General features: G+C 56.0%; 14 protein-coding genes and 1 tRNA gene. 7 read left to right on the top strand and 8 right to left on the bottom strand.

Translation table 11 applies throughout. From position 1 onward, the window contains the following. Positions 1-29 precede the first annotated feature (29 nt). The 4 genes from AC4LF3_RS16440 to desA all read right to left on the bottom strand — a co-directional run bounded on the left by AC4LF3_RS16440 (position 30) and on the right by desA (position 5,455). A complete protein-coding gene (locus AC4LF3_RS16440; protein ID WP_491835839.1) occupies positions 30-1,346 on the bottom strand; it encodes an OprD family porin in 1,317 nt (438 codons plus the stop codon). Between the two features lie 276 nt (positions 1,347-1,622). Continuing rightward, positions 1,623-2,972, bottom strand: coding sequence for an OprD family porin (locus AC4LF3_RS16445; RefSeq protein WP_407362286.1), 1,350 nt, complete (start codon positions 2,970-2,972; stop codon positions 1,623-1,625). Positions 2,973-3,177: 205 nt separating this feature from the next. Continuing rightward, positions 3,178-4,149 (bottom strand): sensor domain-containing diguanylate cyclase, encoded by a 972-nt coding sequence (locus AC4LF3_RS16450; RefSeq protein WP_407362287.1) that lies wholly within the window; start codon positions 4,147-4,149, stop codon positions 3,178-3,180. A 109-nt stretch (positions 4,150-4,258) separates the two neighbouring features. Then, on the bottom strand, positions 4,259-5,455 hold the full coding sequence (gene desA / locus AC4LF3_RS16455; RefSeq protein ID WP_491835842.1) for a delta-9 fatty acid desaturase DesA: 1,197 nt from the start codon (positions 5,453-5,455) through the stop codon (positions 4,259-4,261). Between the two features lie 237 nt (positions 5,456-5,692). Between desA and oscA the strand changes: the two genes are divergently transcribed. The 5 genes from oscA to AC4LF3_RS16480 all read left to right on the top strand — a co-directional run bounded on the left by oscA (position 5,693) and on the right by AC4LF3_RS16480 (position 9,692). Then, entirely contained in the window at positions 5,693-5,875 is a 183-nt protein-coding gene (oscA, locus tag AC4LF3_RS16460; protein ID WP_010795676.1) for a sulfur starvation response protein OscA, read from the top strand. A gap of 79 nt (positions 5,876-5,954) precedes the next feature. After that, positions 5,955-6,953: a sulfate ABC transporter substrate-binding protein gene (locus AC4LF3_RS16465; protein ID WP_286787855.1), complete on the top strand. Its 999-nt coding sequence runs from the start codon at positions 5,955-5,957 to the stop codon at positions 6,951-6,953. Between the two features lie 79 nt (positions 6,954-7,032). After that, a complete protein-coding gene (gene cysT, locus AC4LF3_RS16470; RefSeq protein ID WP_491835845.1) occupies positions 7,033-7,851 on the top strand; it encodes a sulfate ABC transporter permease subunit CysT in 819 nt (272 codons plus the stop codon). Positions 7,852-7,860: 9 nt separating this feature from the next. Next, positions 7,861-8,724 (top strand): sulfate ABC transporter permease subunit CysW, encoded by an 864-nt coding sequence (gene cysW, locus AC4LF3_RS16475; RefSeq protein ID WP_491835847.1) that lies wholly within the window; start codon positions 7,861-7,863, stop codon positions 8,722-8,724. Next, positions 8,724-9,692 (top strand): sulfate/molybdate ABC transporter ATP-binding protein, encoded by a 969-nt coding sequence (locus tag AC4LF3_RS16480; protein ID WP_074822213.1) that lies wholly within the window; start codon positions 8,724-8,726, stop codon positions 9,690-9,692. Before cysW ends, AC4LF3_RS16480 begins: the two co-directional genes overlap by 1 nt. Positions 9,693-9,747: 55 nt before the next feature. Here AC4LF3_RS16480 and AC4LF3_RS16485 read toward each other — a convergent pair whose 3' ends face one another. The 3 genes from AC4LF3_RS16485 to gabD form a co-directional block, all read right to left on the bottom strand. Further along, entirely contained in the window at positions 9,748-10,848 is a 1,101-nt protein-coding gene (locus tag AC4LF3_RS16485) for an SMP-30/gluconolactonase/LRE family protein (RefSeq protein WP_491835849.1), read from the bottom strand. Between the two features lie 294 nt (positions 10,849-11,142). Continuing rightward, positions 11,143-12,423: a 4-aminobutyrate--2-oxoglutarate transaminase gene (gene gabT, locus AC4LF3_RS16490; RefSeq protein ID WP_491835850.1), complete on the bottom strand. Its 1,281-nt coding sequence runs from the start codon at positions 12,421-12,423 to the stop codon at positions 11,143-11,145. Between the two features lie 249 nt (positions 12,424-12,672). Beyond that, a complete protein-coding gene (gene gabD, locus AC4LF3_RS16495) occupies positions 12,673-14,121 on the bottom strand; it encodes an NADP-dependent succinate-semialdehyde dehydrogenase (protein ID WP_010795683.1) in 1,449 nt (482 codons plus the stop codon). 450 nt (positions 14,122-14,571) lie between these two features. Here gabD and AC4LF3_RS16500 point away from each other — a divergent pair. Further along, a tRNA-Arg gene (locus AC4LF3_RS16500) sits at positions 14,572-14,648 on the top strand. 71 nt (positions 14,649-14,719) lie between these two features. Here AC4LF3_RS16500 and AC4LF3_RS16505 read toward each other — a convergent pair. After that, entirely contained in the window at positions 14,720-15,928 is a 1,209-nt protein-coding gene (locus tag AC4LF3_RS16505; protein WP_491835852.1) for an ROK family transcriptional regulator, read from the bottom strand. 212 nt (positions 15,929-16,140) lie between these two features. On the opposite strand from AC4LF3_RS16505, the gene AC4LF3_RS16510 reads away from it, so the two are divergent. Further along, positions 16,141-17,532, top strand: a complete 1,392-nt coding sequence (locus AC4LF3_RS16510; protein WP_125887499.1) for an APC family permease — start codon at positions 16,141-16,143, stop codon at positions 17,530-17,532. Positions 17,533-17,541 lie beyond the last annotated feature (9 nt).

Genomic DNA, 17,541 nt, shown 5'->3' on the forward strand with positions numbered 1-17,541 from the left:
CCGTGTAGCGACAATCCCCTCCAACCTCATCAGAGCAGTGGAATGGAGTAGTTGATAATAACGCGCGTTTCATCCTGATCACGCTGCCCGGGAAAGCCCGGCCGGTACATGGCATTTCTCACCGTAAGACCCACACCCTTCAAGACTCCTCTGGGCACCGTATACGATACGGTAAGATCACGCTCCCATTCGCTTCTGTCACCTGTTTGATAACGGGCATTATCACCATGCCAGTAAGCAACACCGGCATTGAGCCCTTGTACACCTACGTTTCCAAAGTCGTACGCGTAACGGACATGCCAGGTATCCTCACCCGCGTGGATAAACTTGCCAATCTGGGCATTGGTGATGGTGTACAGGGTTTTGCCATTACCTTGCTCAAGGTAGGGGAAGTCACTGTTACCTTCCGAGCCCTGATACCCCGCACCCAGCGTATGCCCCGCTACGCTATAGCTGAACATGGCACTGTACAGGCGGTTGTCGATTTTACCCTTTACAGCACTTCCGCCATCGTAATACCCGTTGGCATAGTACGCAGGCTCATGCCCATTGGCGCCGTCGCTACGGCTGTCGAAATACCGTAGATCCGTTTTGAGCACACCAGAGCCTAGCGGCTGGCTATGTAGCGCGCCCAGGAAGTGCTGTTTGTAGAAGTCATCCAGGCTGCCATAGTAATACTGAAGTGTCAGGTTTCTGGTGAGCTGGTAATCAGCCCCTGCATAGCGAAACTGGTTGCTGTCCGCTTTGGATCCGGCAATGGAAACCGACTCATAATTGCTGGAGTTGCGGTCCTTGACCTGTTCGATTTGGCCTGCAATCAGCGTGAGGTTATCAAACTCTTTCGAAGTGATCTGTCCACCCTCGTAGGTTTGTGGCAACAGGCGCCCATCGTTGTAGTTGACCACAGGGAGCTTGGGCATCAGCGTGCCATAGCGCAGCTCAGTCTTGGAAACACGAACCTTGGCGGTCAATCCCAGGCTACTGAAATCATCCGTGGAAGCGCCATCGCTTTCGCGGGGAAACATGGTTCCTGGCTGGCGACTGCCTTTGCCGATATGACTGCCAGAGTCCAGTTTCAGACCCAACATACCTATCGCGTCTACTCCAAAACCTACCGGCCCCTGTGTGAACCCGGACTGATAGTTGAGTATGAACGCCTGTCCCCACTCCTCGACCTTGGAAGGGTCCGTTGCCTTGCCGCCGCCGCTTCGGTAGTCGGAGTTGATGTAGAAGTTACGCATGGACAGCGTAGCCTTGCTGTCTTCGATAAAACCGCCTGCTTGTGCGGCCGTATGCAAGGAAAGCAGCCCGATGGCAGTCGCCAGGACAAAGGGAGAGGTATTCAAGGAGTGCTCCAACGCAATAACAACTTCTTGCAGCACCGGAGCGCTACAACGCTTAGAGCAAGAGGTTGGTATTGGATGGGCTGCCTTACCTCCTGCCGGAGGCGGCAAAACTAAAGTCAAACGTCTGGAGCGTCTACCTTTCAATGCACTCTTTTGGGGCAAAACACTTTTAGCCAAGTAGCGCTTTTTAGGCCGCTCACCTGTCGATACAGTATCCGCCGTGAGCACGCACAAAAAAGCCCGCCATAAAGGCGGGCTTTTTTCCGAACCGCTCTATTAGAGCAGCGGCAACGAGTAGCTGACGATCAGACGGTTTTCGTCCTGGTCGCGCTGGGTAGGGAACTCAGAACGATACACGGCGTTTTTCCATGTAAGGCCCAGCCCCTTGAACGTGCCTTCAGGAATAACATAAGCAACGGAGATATCACGCTCCCATTCGCTCTTGTCACCCGTAGAGTGTCTGGCATTGTCAGCGTTCAGGTAGGTAACACCTGCCGTCAGGCCTGGTACACCAACAGTTGCGAAGTCATAGGCGTAGCGAACCTGCCAAGTGTCTTCGCCAGCCCGGTTAAATTTAGCAATCTGGGAGTCCGTGTTGATATATGCAGAAGCGCCCTCACCCGTATTGATGAAGGGAAAGTCGCTGTCACCATTGGTGATCTGGTAGCCAGCAGCTACTGTGTGACCGGAAATGGTGTATGCAAACAGTGCGCTATAGAGTTGGTTGTCTACTTTACCGCGGGTACGGCCGCTGCCGTAGTAGCCAGTAGAGCCATAAAGACCAGTAGTGTCAGAGTCTTTATTGTTGCCGTTACCTTTGCTGTTGAAATAGCGCAGGTCGGTTTTGAACGTGCCGTCGCCCAGCTTGACACTGTGGCCCAGCCCTAGGAAATGCTGGTTGTAGAAATCTTCCAACTGGCCAAAGTAGTACTGCAGCGTCAGGTCTTTGGTAACAGCGTAATCAGCACCTGCGAAACGGAACTGATTAGAATCACGCGCTGTACCGCCAGTGTTGGAACCAGCAATCGAAAACTCTTCATTGCTACTGGAGCCACGAGTCTTGGTATGCTCAAGCTGACCAGCAATGAACGTTACGCCATCAATTTCCTTGGACGTAATTTGTCCACCCTGGAAAGTTTGCGGCAGCAAGCGACCATCGTTGATGGTTACAACCGGAAGCTTTGGAGAAAGCGTGCCGTAACGCAGCTCAGTCTTGGAAAACTTAGCTTTAGCAGTCAGGCCCAAGCTACTGAACTCATCTACATAGCTGCCATCGCTTTCAAGCGGAAAGCTACCGCTAGTACTAGGGCGACGGTCACCTTTATCAGTACGGCCGCCACCATCCAGACGCAAGCCCAACATACCAACAGCGTCAACACCAAAACCAACTGTACCTTGAGTAAAGCCAGATTGGTAGTTAAGCATGAAACCCTGACCCCACTCTTCAACTTTTGAAGGTTTACGAGTTGGGTTGATCTGGTTGCGGTTATCGGTGTTGATGTAGAAGTTCCGCATCGAAAGCGTTGCTTTGCTGTCTTCTACGAACCCAGCAGCTTGAGCGGAGGAAAAGGCGTACAGAGACAAGCAAGCGCTGGCGACAGCCAGAGCCAAAGGCTTCTTACCCATGAAAATAGATGCTCCAAACTATTTTTGTGTTGCTACTGAACTTATCGGTCGATAAGAACAGAACTTAAGCGTAGACCACTAGCAACACCGTTTTAACGCTATTTGAAATAAGGTTTCCCCGTCTTATTTCATGTAGCTATTAAAACCGTCATTAGTGACCGGTTCCCTTGCAGGGGAGCAAACTAAATGTAAAAAGTGTTTTCGTCTAGCCCTGGACGATTTGATCTTTACCCTGCCGCTTGGCCTTGTACATGGCCTCGTCAGCACGAGCGTAGAGGGCATCGAGCCCTTTGTCGTCTTCCTTGAGAACGGCCAATCCCTGACTGATCGTGACCCGCAAGGGGCCCTGGGGAGTAGGCACCATCAATTGGCGTACCGCTCGTTGCAAGCGTACCCCGATTTGCTCCGCCAGCTCTCGATCACAGCCCGGTAGCAGCAGCGCAAACTCTTCTCCACCGATGCGGCCAAACAGGTCGCCCCGGCGGATCATTTGGGCTCCACATTCAGCCACACGCTGAAGCACCAGGTCGCCCATCTGGTGACCGAAACGGTCGTTGATTTTCTTGAAGTCGTCGATATCGAAAAGCAGAAAAGCCAGCGGCTCAGTGGTCGTTTTAGCCAACTCAAAGGCACGCTGTGCGCTCTCGAAAAAGTGACGTCGGTTACTGCTGCGCGTAAGCACATCAGTTGTCGCCAGGCGCTGGAGTTCTTCCTCCATGCGCTTTTTCTCGGTGATGTCCTCGGCGATACCGACGACCAGCAGCGGCATACCGGCTTCGCTGCGCTGGCTGACAAAGCACTTGTCGCTTAGCCAGCGAATTTCTCCATCCCCTCGAATGATGCGGTATTCACGGGATTCCATGGCGCCCTGCTGAAGCACCTGGTTAAGCGTTTCCTGAACATATTCGACGTCATCGGGGTAGACGTTATTTATCCAGACGTCGTAGCTGGTCATGGCCAGGGCGATCGGCCGACCAAATACCTGCTCATAGGCAGGACTTACGTAGATGATTTCACCAGTCTGCCAGTTGAGTGCCCACAGAACCGAATTAACGCTTTCCAGCAGAGCGCTAAAGAGTCTTTCACGCTCCCGCAGACGCTCAGCCTCAGCACGCGAATGCAGTAACGCGAGCATTGTTTCATCCGCAGAAAGCGGACCTAGCAGCTGTTCGTCCATAATGTCGCCGTTATATCAATCCAGCAGCATAAGAACATCATTCGGGTTTCCAGTTCCGCTGCCGAAAAGACAAAAGCCCGCCATTTGGCGGGCTTTTGTTCAAGTTTATTTAAGAAAGCGCTGAAGCCGTTGCTGGTCGCAGTGAGTACGTCTTCAAATGCTCTGCAAATTCCTTCAAGGATTGGATGCCACTTGTCTCCGCCTCGACAATCCACTCCTTCATGGCCGCTAGCATGTCATGTCCGTTGGCACTGGTCTTGACCCAGATATGCTGTAATGCCAAACGTTTCTCATAGATCAGTTTGAGCGACTGACTTTGCTCGAGCAGTGATTGAATTGTAGCGTGTTGGCGCTCTTTGAGCAGACTGGTTTCACGGGACAGCAACCGCTTTGCGCTGCGGATCAACGGCCGCTTGGCTGGATCGGCCGTGCGCCACTCCTGCTTGACCAGGGGAGCGATGACCTGCTTTCGATATTGCGCCATGATCTGGAAGCGATTGTTGAGAATCGCCATGGCCGTATCCATATCGAGCAGCCCTTTCCCCTCCACGCGATGCGCGATGGGTGCCACGCGATTGACCTTTGCCAGCTTGAGCCAGGAAAAGAGCTTGATCCAGGCCCAGCCCATGTCGAATTCCCACTTCTTGACCGACAGCTTGGCCGAGTTCGGATAGGTATGGTGGTTGTTGTGCAGCTCTTCGCCACCAATGATGATGCCCCACGGGATCAGGTTGGTAGCCGCGTCGCGGCACTCGAAATTGCGATAGCCCACCGCATGACCCAGGCCATTGACCACACCGGCTGCCCAGAATGGAATCCAGGCCATCTGGATAGCCCAGACGCTTATTCCGAGCGTACCAAACAGGGCGATGTCGATAAGGAACATGAGCAGGATGCCGCCGTTGGGATACCGGCTGTATACGTTACGCTCGAGCCAGTCGTCCGGGCAGTTCTTGCCGTAGATGCGCAGGGTTTCTTCGTTCTTGGCTTCCTCTTTATAGAGTTCGGCGCCTTTACGAACGACTGTACTGAGTCCCTTGAAAACCGGGCTGTGAGGATCGTCTTCGGTTTCGCATTTGGCGTGGTGCTTACGATGAATGGCAGTCCATTCACGGGTGTTCATGGCCGTGGTCAACCACAACCAGAAACGGAAAAAATGCTTGAGCGCGGGATGGAGATCCAGCGAGCGGTGAGCGGAATAACGGTGCAGGTACACCGTGACGCTTACGATGGTGATGTGCGTGAGCACCAGCGTAACCGCAATCAGTTGCCACACTGAAAGATCGAGCAAGCCGTTGTACCACATAGTGCTGGCATTACCTCAGAGGGGGTAAGAATGAATACGCTCAGTGAACAGGCGTTCGCCCATTATTACTGAGTATTTACAGATGTCTACTCATGCTTTTGCTACGAATAATGTCACCGCTCGGCTTCTTAAAACCTTAAAGCATAATAAAATCACTAAATAGTATTTTAAGAAATAAGCCGTTTCCATCACTATGCGCTCACGCCGTTAACACGACATGACGATCAGGAAGACTCCATGAGCGCAACGCCCTTTCGTAGTCTGGATAACCACAACGACACCATTCTTCACGATATTCAAAACGCTCTGCAGGGCCTGCGCTTCGGCTCGGTCGAGATCACCGTGCATAACGGGCAGGTTGTGCAGATTGAACGCAAGGAAAAGTTTCGCCCGCAGCTACCTTCCAATAATAAGGCTTGAACGTCTATGCGACGTTCGTGCCATGCCACCGTCTATCCTAGTAGCCAACTCTAAATAAAAAGTCACAAGGAGCCGTTTCATGTTCATCCGCCGTTTCGCTTTGGCCGCGCTGGCCAGCGTATTGATTGCAGGGCCGGCCGCAGCCGCAACGGAACTGTTGAATGTGTCTTACGACCCGACACGTGAGCTGTACCAGGAGTACAACGCGGCGTTCGCCAAGCACTGGAAAAGCGAAACGGGTGAAGGCGTTACCGTCAAAAATTCGCATGGTGGTTCAGGCAAACAGGGGCGCTCGGTGATCGATGGGCTACGGGCGGATGTAGTCACGCTGGCCCTTGCAGGCGATATTGACCAGATCAGCAGCATCGGCAAGCTGCTGCCAGATAATTGGCAGACTCGTCTTCCCGATAACAGCACGCCCTATACTTCGACCATTGTATTTCTGGTACGCAAGGGTAACCCGAAAGGTATTCATGACTGGGCCGACCTGACCAAAGAAGGTGTAGAAGTCATTACACCCAATCCGAAAACGTCTGGCGGGGCTCGGTGGAATTTTTTGGCAGCCTGGGCCTGGGCCAAGAAACAGTACGGCACTGACGAGAAGGCACAGGCTTATGTGCAAGACCTCTATAAGCATGTCCCTGTACTGGATACCGGGGCGCGCGGTTCGACCATCACGTTCGTGAACAACCAGTTGGGCGACGTGCTCATTGCCTGGGAGAACGAGGCCTTTCTGGCCAAGAAGGAACAAGGCGGCGATCAGCTCGAGATCATCGTGCCGTCACTGTCCATTCTGGCTGAGCCGCCGGTAGCGGTGGTGGACAAGGTGGTCGATCGCAAGGGGACACGCAAGATTGCCGAGGCCTACCTGCAGTACTTGTACAGTGAAGAGGGCCAGCGTATTGCCGCGAAGAACTTTTACCGTCCGCGTAACGAGAAGGTGGCTGCCGAGTTTGCCCAGCAGTTTCCGAAGCTTGAACTGGTAACCATCGATGACGCCTTTGGCGGCTGGAAATCGGCGCAGCCCAAATTCTTCAATGATGGCGGGGTTTTCGACCAAATCTACCAGGGCCACTGATGCCCGGATGAGCTCCACAGAATGGTCCCGGCTAACCGGGGCCTTTTGCCAGGTCTGCGGGCCTGACTAAGGACACACTATGTCGCGTCGTACTTCCCCGGTCATACCCGGCTTCGGATTGACCCTGGGCTACACCATTGTCTACCTCAGCCTTCTTGTGCTGATTCCGTTGGGGGCCATGTTTGTCCATGCCGCCCAGCTTACCTGGGACCAGTTCTGGGCCATTATTACCGCACCGCGTGTATTGGCGGCTTTGCGCCTGAGCTTTGGCACCGCGTTTGCGTCCGCTGTTATCAACAGTGTTATCGGGGTACTGCTGGCGTGGGTACTGGTCCGCTACACCTTCTCCGGACGCAAGATCATCGATGCCATGATCGATCTGCCCTTTGCGTTGCCAACGGCCGTTGCCGGCATTGCCTTAACGGCGCTGTATGCTCCGGCCGGGCTTATTGGCAGCCTGCTCCAACCGCTGGGCATCAAGATTGCGTTCACCCCGCTGGGTATCACCCTGGCGCTGGTGTTCGTCACGCTGCCGTTCGTAGTCCGTACCGTGCAGCCTGTGTTGGCGGACATTCCCAAGGAAATTGAAGAAGCGGCAGCCTGCCTCGGCGCCAAGCCGTTGCAGGTGTTTCGTCATGTTCTGTTACCGGCGATTCTTCCAGCGTGGCTGACCGGCTTCGCCTTGGCCTTCGCCCGCGGGGTGGGTGAGTACGGCTCGGTTATCTTCATTGCCGGCAATATGCCGATGAAGACTGAAATCCTGCCCCTGCTGATCATGGTCAAGCTCGATCAATACGACTATACCGGCGCCACGGCCATTGGCGTGATGATGCTGGTGGTGTCGTTCATCCTGCTGCTGGGCATCAACCTGCTGCAGCGCCGCATCGAGCATCCTTGAGGGAACACCATGAATACATCGAATCCATCCTCCCTCAGTGCCGCTCGGCGTGTCAGCCCCTGGGGGCGTCGTATCCTGATCACAGCTACCTGGATCGTATTTACACTGTTCCTGTTGCTGCCCTTGTATATCGTCCTGTCGGAAGCCCTGAAAGAGGGGTTCGGCACGTTCGTTAGTGCCATCATCGAGCCGGATGCGTTGTCGGCTCTGAAACTGACGCTCATTGCGACCGGTATATCGCTGCCACTGAACGTAGTGTTTGGCGTGGCGGCGGCCTGGTGCGTGAGCAAGTACGAGTTTCGTGGCAAGAGCATCCTGGTCACGTTGATCGATCTGCCCTTCTCCGTTTCGCCCGTCATTGCCGGTCTGGTGTATGTGCTGCTCTTCGGCGCGCAAGGGCTGCTGGGTCCGTGGCTGCAGGATCACGATATTCAGATCATCTTTGCCGTACCCGGAATCGTGCTGGCGACCCTGTTTGTGACCTTTCCTTTCGTGGCCCGCGAACTGATCCCGTTGATGCAGGAGCAAGGCACGCAGGAAGAGGAAGCCGCGCGGCTGCTGGGCGCCAACGGCTGGCAGATGTTCTGGCATGTCACCCTGCCCAACATCAAATGGGGCCTGATCTATGGCGTGGTGCTGTGTAACGCACGTGCCATGGGTGAGTTTGGTGCGGTATCGGTCGTATCCGGCCATATCCGTGGCGTAACCAACACCCTGCCGTTGCATGTCGAGATCCTTTATAACGAATATAACCATGTGGCCGCGTTCAGCGTGGCCTCGCTGCTGCTGGCCCTGGCCTTGCTGACCCTGCTGCTCAAGCAGTGGAGCGAAAGCCGCCTCGCCAACCAGAACAGCACCCAGGAGACGCATTGATGAGCATCGAAATCCGTAACGTCAGCAAGCGCTTCGGTGCTTTCCAGGCCTTGAATGACATCAACCTTGATATCCAGAGCGGTGAGCTGGTCGCCCTGCTCGGCCCTTCCGGCTGCGGCAAGACCACCCTGCTGCGGATTATTGCCGGCCTGGAAACACCGGACAACGGCAACATTGTCTTTCATGGTGAAGACGTCTCCGACCGTGACGTGCGGGATCGAAACGTAGGCTTCGTGTTCCAGCATTACGCCCTGTTCCGCCACATGACCGTGTTCGACAACGTGGCGTTTGGCCTGCGCATGAAGCCCAAGCGCGAACGGCCCAGCGAGAAAGTGATCGCCGAAAAGGTCCATGAACTTCTAAACATGGTTCAGCTGGACTGGCTGGCCGACCGCTACCCTGAGCAGCTGTCCGGCGGCCAACGTCAGCGGATCGCCCTGGCGCGTGCGCTGGCGGTAGAGCCGAAGATTCTGCTGCTCGACGAGCCCTTCGGCGCGCTGGACGCCAAGGTACGCAAAGAGCTGCGCCGCTGGCTGGCCCGTCTGCATGAAGAAATCAACCTGACATCCGTCTTCGTTACCCACGACCAGGAAGAAGCCATGGAAGTGGCAGATCGTATCGTGGTCATGAACAAGGGCGTGATTCAGCAGATCGGCTCGCCGGGCGAGGTGTATGAGCAACCTGCCAGCGATTTCGTCTATCACTTCCTGGGCGACTCGAACCGCCTGCAGGTTAATGGCTCGGAGATCATGTTCCGCCCCCACGAAGTCTCCATCAGCCGGGAGGCACTTACAGGGCATCAGCCTGCCGAGGTACGTGATGTTCGCCCGCTGGGTGCGACCACACGGGTGACGCTACGCGTGAATGGTCAGGATGAGCTGATCGAGGCAGAGGTCATCAAGGATCACGACAGCCTCATTGGCTTGCACAGAGGTGATGCCTTGTATTTCCGCCCCACCGTCAGCTGATCCTTACTATGAAAGCAGTCAGCCGTTGCCCGGCTGGCTGCTTTTTTATCGCCTGCTATAAATAGATCGCACCACGCGTATTCACATACAGCGAATAAAGCGAGTGGCTGCTCGCCATGAAGAGACGGTTACCGTTCAAACCACCGAAGCATAGATTCGGGCAGCGCTCCGGCAAACGGATATGACCGATCGCCTTGCCGGCCGGATTGAAAACCATCACGCCGTCCAGCTCTTCCGGCTTGGCCTCCGGGACACCTGGGCTTCCCCAGCCACACCAGAGATTGCCGTCTTCGTCGCACTTGATACCGTCCAGCGCCCCGTAATTTACGCCTTCGATATGCTTGCGCCGCTCACCTAACGTACCGTCATCGTTGACCACATAGGCCCAGACCAGACGGTTCGGCTTGGCACGCCCCTCGACCACATACAGGGTCTTTTCATCTGGCGAGAAGCATAGGCCATTGGGCCCTGCCAGATTATCGATCACCCGCGTGACCGCTCCCGTCTTGCCATCGATGCGGTAAACCCCATGCGGCAGCTCGGTCTGGACCTTATGCCCTTCATAGTTACTGTCGGCCTGGAACGGTGGATCGGTAAACCAGATGGAGTCGTCACGCTTCACAGCAATATCATTCGGCGAGTTGAAGCGCTTGCCTTCGAACTGATCCGCCAGAACAGTGATGCGACCGTCGTATTCCATCCGCGTGATGCGGCGGCCTTCAGTGGTGGTAGTTGATCCTTCGCAGATCAACAGGCGACCCTGACGATCCCGGCACAAGCCATTGGAATAATTGGAAGAATCACGGAAAACGCTCAGGCTACCGGTAACCTCGTCCCACCGCATGATGCTGTTATTGGGAATATCACTAACCAGCAGATACCGACCGTCACCAAACCAGACCGGCCCTTCGAGCCAGCGCATGCCGGTGCCGAGCTTTTCAATGCTCGCGTTGAAAATACGGTATTTAAGAAAGCTTTCATCCAGCACCTGGACCAGCGGATCCGGATAACGCTCACTGAGCGGTTCGGGGCTTGCGGCTTCTGCAAGACTGAAGCGGCACAGGGTTACAGATGCAGCCGAAAGGACGAGTGATGTTTTGAGAAAGCGCCTACGGGTATCGTCAGCCGTAGCGCCATGCTGCTGTTGATCAGCCATGGGGGCATTACTCCTTGTTCTTATTATGGATAGCCTGCCGAAACGTGGCGACGGGCCTGTCATCCTCCCGACAGCAACGCCCACATTGGCCGCTCGTGCTGCATACAGTACGGGAGCATTCGAAGAGGAAAGACAGACTCTAGACAAGTCATCGTATGACTTGCAAGGAAAAGGCTGCAGAACGCCTCACAAAGCGGCCTAAAGGCTCTAAATCAGCGCCTTAAATCATCAGACAACTTCTTCCCAGACAATAAAAAACCGCCGCGAAAGCGGCGGTTCTTGTCATGCTGCAGATCAGGCCAGTTCGTCGAAGCACTCGCCGATAATGCTAATACCACGCTGCAGGTCTTCATCGCTGACGGTCAGCGGAACCAGGATGCGCAGTACGTTCCCGTAGGTGCCGCAGCTGAGCATGATCAGGTTCTTTTCACGGGCACGAACCACAATCTGGCTGGCCAGTGCACCGTTGGGCTTGTGGACGTCACCGTCTTCACCCAGCTCGACCGCAATCATGGCACCCAGGCCACGTACATCGACAATTGCCTTGTGTCTGGCAGCAATGGCCTTGAGGCCTGCCGTCAGCTGCTCGCCCACAGCCTTGGAACGGTCCAGCAGTTTTTCTTCCTCGAAGGCCTCGATGACGGCCAGTGCCGCCGCACACGCCAGCGGGTTACCGGCATAGGTACCGCCCAGGCCGCCAGCGCCAACAGAGTCCATTACGGTTGCACGGCCCGTAACCCCCGATAGCGGGAAGCCACCCGCGATAGACTTGGCAAAGGTGACCAGATCAGCATCAACGCCCATCTGCTCCATCGCGAAGAAAGTACCGGTACGGCCCGCACCCGATTGAACCTCATCGGCAATCAGCAGGATGCCATGGTCGTCGCACAGCTTGCGCAGGCGAACCATGAATTCTTTCGGCGCCGCATAGAAACCGCCTTCGCCCTGTACCGGCTCAAGAATGATCGCTGCGATATCACCCGGCTGTGCGTCGTTCTTGAACACACGCTCCACGCTTGCAATAGCGTCGTCCACGGTGATGCCATGCAGCTCGCAGGGGTACAGAGCGCGGAACACACCACCCGGCATGAGACCCATGCCAGCCGAGTACGGAGCGACCTTGCCGGTAAGCGAAAGAGTCATCATGGTACGGCCGTGGTAGGCGCTGGTAAACGCGATGACACCGGCGCGCTGAGTGGCTGCACGGGCAATCTTCACCGCATTTTCAACGGCTTCAGAGCCTGAGTTGAACAGTGCGGTCTTTTTAGGGAAGTTGCCTGGCACCAGCTGGTTGAGCTTTTCGCAAAGGGCGACATAGGGCTCGTACGCCAGTACCTGGAAGCAGGTATGGGACACCTTCTTCAGCTGCTCCTGTACGGCCGCCACAACCTTGGGATGCAGATGGCCGGTATTCAGCACAGCGATACCGCCAGCAAAATCCAGGTATTCGTTGCCTTCGACGTCCCACACCTTGGCATTCTCGGCGCGGTCGACAAAGATCGGGTGAGTCTGCCCAACGCCACGGGGTACAGCGGCGTTACGGCGATGCATCAGGGAAGCGTTTGTATCAGTCATGGTGTCCTCTTGAGCTGCTCATCGTCAGCCAGATAGGGAGTAAAAGCGAGCACCGGTCACAGGGCAGCATACGATGATCGACTGCCAACAACGCCAGCCACTCGCCGGAGGTAGTGTGTTACTAACCGCTCGCTCAAGGCGATGACACCCTGAGCGAGGGAACCACAAGACAGCTACCAAAACTGGTCTGGCCTTGGGCCAAACGGGGTCCGATAGCCATCAACGTCTGTTAACCAGACGCCGTGGCAATCAAACACCCAGGCAGAGGTATTTGATTTCCAGATAATCTTCCATACCGTACTTGGAACCTTCACGTCCCAGGCCGGACGACTTCACGCCACCGAACGGTGCCACTTCGGTAGAGATCAGGCCAGTGTTGATACCCACCATGCCGGACTCCAGCGCCTCAGCCACACGGAAGACGCGGGACAGGTCGCGGGCATAGAAGTACGCGGCCAGACCGAACTCGGTATCGTTCGCACGGGCGATGGCTTCTTCTTCCGTCTTGAAGCGGAACAGCGGAGCCAGCGGACCGAAGGTTTCTTCCTTCGAGACTTTGGCGTCTGCCGGTACGTTAATCATGATGGTCGGCTCAAAGTAGCTGCCGCCCAGCTGGTGAGCCTTGCCGCCTGTGATCACCTGGGCACCGTGGGACACAGCGTCCTCGATGTGCTCCTTAACCTTGGCAGCCGCCTTGTCGTCGATGAGCGGGCCAATGGCTACGCCCTCTTCCAAGCCATTACCCACTTTAAGCTTCTCGACCGCTGCCTTGAACTTCTCGGCAAACGCGTCGTACACACCATCCTGCACATAGATACGGTTGACGCAGACACACGTCTGGCCCGCATTGCGATACTTGGAGATGAGCGCGCCCTGAACGGCGGCATCCAGATCGGCATCGTCAAATACAATGAACGGTGCGTTACCACCTAGCTCCAGAGACACCTTCTTAATGCCTGGGGAGCACTGCTCCATCAGCTTGGCTCCAATCTCGGTAGAGCCAGTGAAGGACAGCTTGCGAACAGTCGGATTGCTGGTCAGCTCGGCGCCGATTTCGGACGCGCTGCCTGTAACCACGCTCAGTACCCCTTTTGGAATACCGGCACGCTCGGCCAGCTCGGCCATGGCCAGTGCGGTGAATGGCGTCTGGCTGGCAGGTTTGATGACCATGGTGCAACCGGCTGCCAGGGCAGGACCGGCTTTACGGGTAATCATGGCGGCCGGGAAATTCCAGGGCGTGATTGCTGCTGTTACACCAATCGGCTGCTTGATAACGATAATGCGCTTGTCCGCCTGATGACCCGGAATGGTATCGCCATAAACGCGCTTGGCTTCTTCAGCGAACCACTCAATAAAGGACGCGGCATAGGTGATCTCGCCCTTGGCTTCGGCCAGTGGCTTGCCCTGCTCCAGCGTCATCAGGCGACCCAGGTCGTCCTGGTTCTCGATCATCAGCTCAAACCAGCGACGCAGCTTCTGCGAACGCTCCTTGGCCGTCAGATCACGCCAGGCCGGCAGGGCGCGCTCGGCAGCCTCGATGGCGCGCTTGGTTTCCGCGCGGCCCATCTTTGGTACTGTTCCCAGGGTTTCGCCCGTGGCCGGGTTGCCTACGTTGATCGTCTGGCCGCCGTCGGCATCCATCCAGGCTCCATCAATGTAAGCCTGCTGTCGGAACAGTGAAGCATCTTTCAATTGCATGAAGGTCTCCTCGAGAGATTTCAGTGTCGACGGGGCCACTTTATTAAACCCCGCTGACGATATTCTGAATGGGAAAGGCAACAGCGCTTTCCGTTCAACTCTTTTATCGCGAATCGATAACCATCCCTCACCCTGAATTCAAAGGGTTACGAAGAGGCAATGATTGGCGGTATACAGCGGAACACGGCCCATCGCCGGACGGGCCGATGGATGACACAGCGAACGTCTGCCAAAGCGAAGCGGCAAGCGTTCAAAATCTCAAACGCATGCTAGGCTTCCGCTAACATAAGCGCAATATGTGTTCGATAAAAACAACGCATGCTGCTTTATAGAAGAAATAAACCGTTAGAGAAGCTACGAAGCCAACCCGCTGATTTTGCTTGGAAACACGAACGCGCAACAGGGCATGGACGTTCCGCCCTGACATGAGTATCATGTCGCCCTCGTAACGCATCCGTAGCTCAGCTGGATAGAGTACTGCCCTCCGAAGGCAGGGGTCGTGGGTTCGAATCCCGCCGGATGCGCCAGATACCTGTTTCCACATGCGCTGCATGTAGCGAAACACCAAAAGCCCGCCTTGTGCGGGCTTTTTCGTTTCTTATCCTCTTTCAGCCTTGAGCAGTGCTTCGTAATGTGGGCTGATTTCGGACAGGATGACCAGGGCGGCAGCACCAAGGGCGACGGTGTCCGGGCCCGCAGCGCCGAGTTGGATGCGGGGGTATTCACGGTCCGGGCGGCGGCTGACCGAGACGGGTAGCGGCGCTAGCCGGTTTACCAGTTGCTTGAGAATTGGCTCAGGCAGAAAACCGCTGATGAGGATGGTTTGCGGGTCCAGGAGGGATTCGAGGATGTTGATGGCATGTCGCAGGGCGGGTACGGCCTCATTCAGCCAGGCATCGACGCCTTGCCTGAAGGCGGCGGTGTTGCAGTCCCAGGTGGCAATATCCTGATCAGCGGTTTGTCCCAGGTGTTCAAGCAGCGAGGCGATGGACACATACCGTTCCAGACAACCCGTGTTTCCGCAGTAGCAGACCTTGCCGTCAGGAATGACGGACATGTGGCCAATCTCCCCGGCGTTATGCCAGTGCCCGGGATACAGGCGATTTTCCAGATACAGCCCTGCTCCCAGGCCGCTGCCAATGAAGAGATGCACAAAGTTTTGCAGATCGCTGGCAACGCCATGTAGTCGCTCACCCATGGTGGCGGCGGTTGCGTCGTTTTCGATAAGCACAGGCAGTTCCAAGGCTTCTTCGAGGCGTGAAGGAATGGCAGGGTCATCCCAGCCGGATAGGGCCGTGGGGCCAACGGCAGTGATGCCTTCCACCTCGAACGGCCCGGGCAAGGCAATACCGACACCGATGAAGCGATGCGAGGGAAACTGTGCCCGGAAGCGGCCAACAGTTTCAGTGAGCAGGGGCAGCGCTTCGTCAAAGGTGGGGTAATCGACCGGCAGGCTGGCCTGCGCCTGACACTCTCCGAGTAGATCAAGCAGCACGGCAATGATGCGATGCTGCTCGACATGAAAGCCGATGGCATAGCCGCCCTGAGGGTTGATCGACAGGGGAACCGGGGGCTGGCCCCGGCCAACCTTTTCCGGCGCATGGGCGAGCAGCACGCCCTCCTCCTGCAGCTCCGTCACGATGTTCGAGACGGTTTGAGCGGTAAGGGAGGTCAGCCTTGTCAGGTCGGCACGAGTCAGCCGTCCACCCAGGCGGATGGCTTCCAGAATGACCCGGCGATTATGCAGGCGGGCGTGTTCGGCATTGGTGCCGGTGGTCACGATGCGTTTGGTAGATGCCTTTCTCATGTTTACATCATCAGGATCGCGCATTAATTAAATCAAGTTGAATTAATATAAAGCCTATGGTCTTCTAAGGGTGGTTCGCTGTTTGGCATGTGCTCACCTGACCAAAGCGATCCCTTCACTACAACAATAATGCCGAATCGGTAGAGCCGATCGATGGCACGAAGAATCTTTCATCTGCCCATCCTTTACCTTTCGAGCGAAGAGATCGTCCTATGCCGTCATCACCCGTAACCGGCCAGCCTTCCTCCGGCCTCAAGAAAAAACTTGGTCTGTTTCCCGCCACTACGCTCAACATGAGCCAGATGTGTGGTGTGGGGCCTTTCATTACCATTCCAACCATGATTGTCATCATGGGCGGCCCACAGGCCTATCTCGGCTGGATACTGGGCGCCCTGCTGGCCCTATGCGATGGTCTGGTATGGGCGGAGCTGGGTGCGGCATTGCCAGGTGCCGGGGGTACCTATGTGTACCTGCGCGAGGCCTTTGGCAAACGCACGGGAAAGCTGATGCCCTTTCTGTTCATCTGGACGGCAATGCTGTTCATTCCGCTGATCATGTCCACGGGAATCATCGGGTTCGTTCAATACCTCACCTGGTTCTGGCCGGACATGAGCCAGACAGCAGGTAATGTGATTGGCCTGGGACTTATCTGGCTGATCATCGGGCTGTTGTGGCGCAAGATCGAGTCGGTCGCCAAGCTGGGCATCGTGCTGTGGGTGATCATGCTGATCAGCATTGGCAGTCTCATTACTGCAGCCCTCTCCCACTTTCACCCTGAGCTGGCCTTCAGCTTTCCCGAGGGAGCGTTTGATCTTTCCGACAGTGGCTTCTGGCTTGGCATGGCTGGAGGGCTAACAATCGGCATTTATGACTACCTGGGCTACAACACCTCGGCCTACCTTGCTGGTGAGGTTGACCAGCCGGGCCGCGTGATTCCCAGGTCCATCATCTTTTCGATTCTCGGCATTCTCGCCATTTACCTGTTGATGCAGGTAGGCGTGCTGGGCGTCGTGGATTGGCATCGCATGCTTGATCCCAATTCGGCAGCTTATAAATCCGTGGCCTCGGTGGTACTGAGCGAAACATGGGGCGCTACAGCGGCCAATGTCGTGACGGTTCTGATTCTGATCACTGCGTTGGCTTCGGTGTTCGCAGGGCTTCTGGGAGGCTCGCGGGTGCCGTATGAAGCTGCGAGGGACAAGGTGTTCTTCCAGGCGTTTGCCAAGGTGCATGCCCGCCATGAGTTCCCGACGTATGGGCTGCTGAGCATGGGTGTGCTGACGTCGATCGGCTTCATGATCGGCCGGTTGAGCGACCTGACCACGCTGATCCAGCTTCTGACAACCGTCATGATTCTGGTGCAGTCTGTTGCCCAGATCATTGCACTATTCGTGCTGCGCAAGAACCAACCGCACCTGAAACGACCTTATGCGATGTGGCTTTACCCGGTGCCAGCCGTTATTGCGCTGGTGGGCTGGGTCTATATCTACATGGCCTCCAACCATAACGCACCCGGTGCCTACCCGATCCAGTGGTCATTGGTCTGGCTGCTGGTGGGTGGCGGCGCCTATCTCCTGTGGGCGCGTACACACCGGCTCTCCTGACTGTAGCGC

It is taken from the genome of Pseudomonas sp. C2.3V, assembly GCF_058536325.1.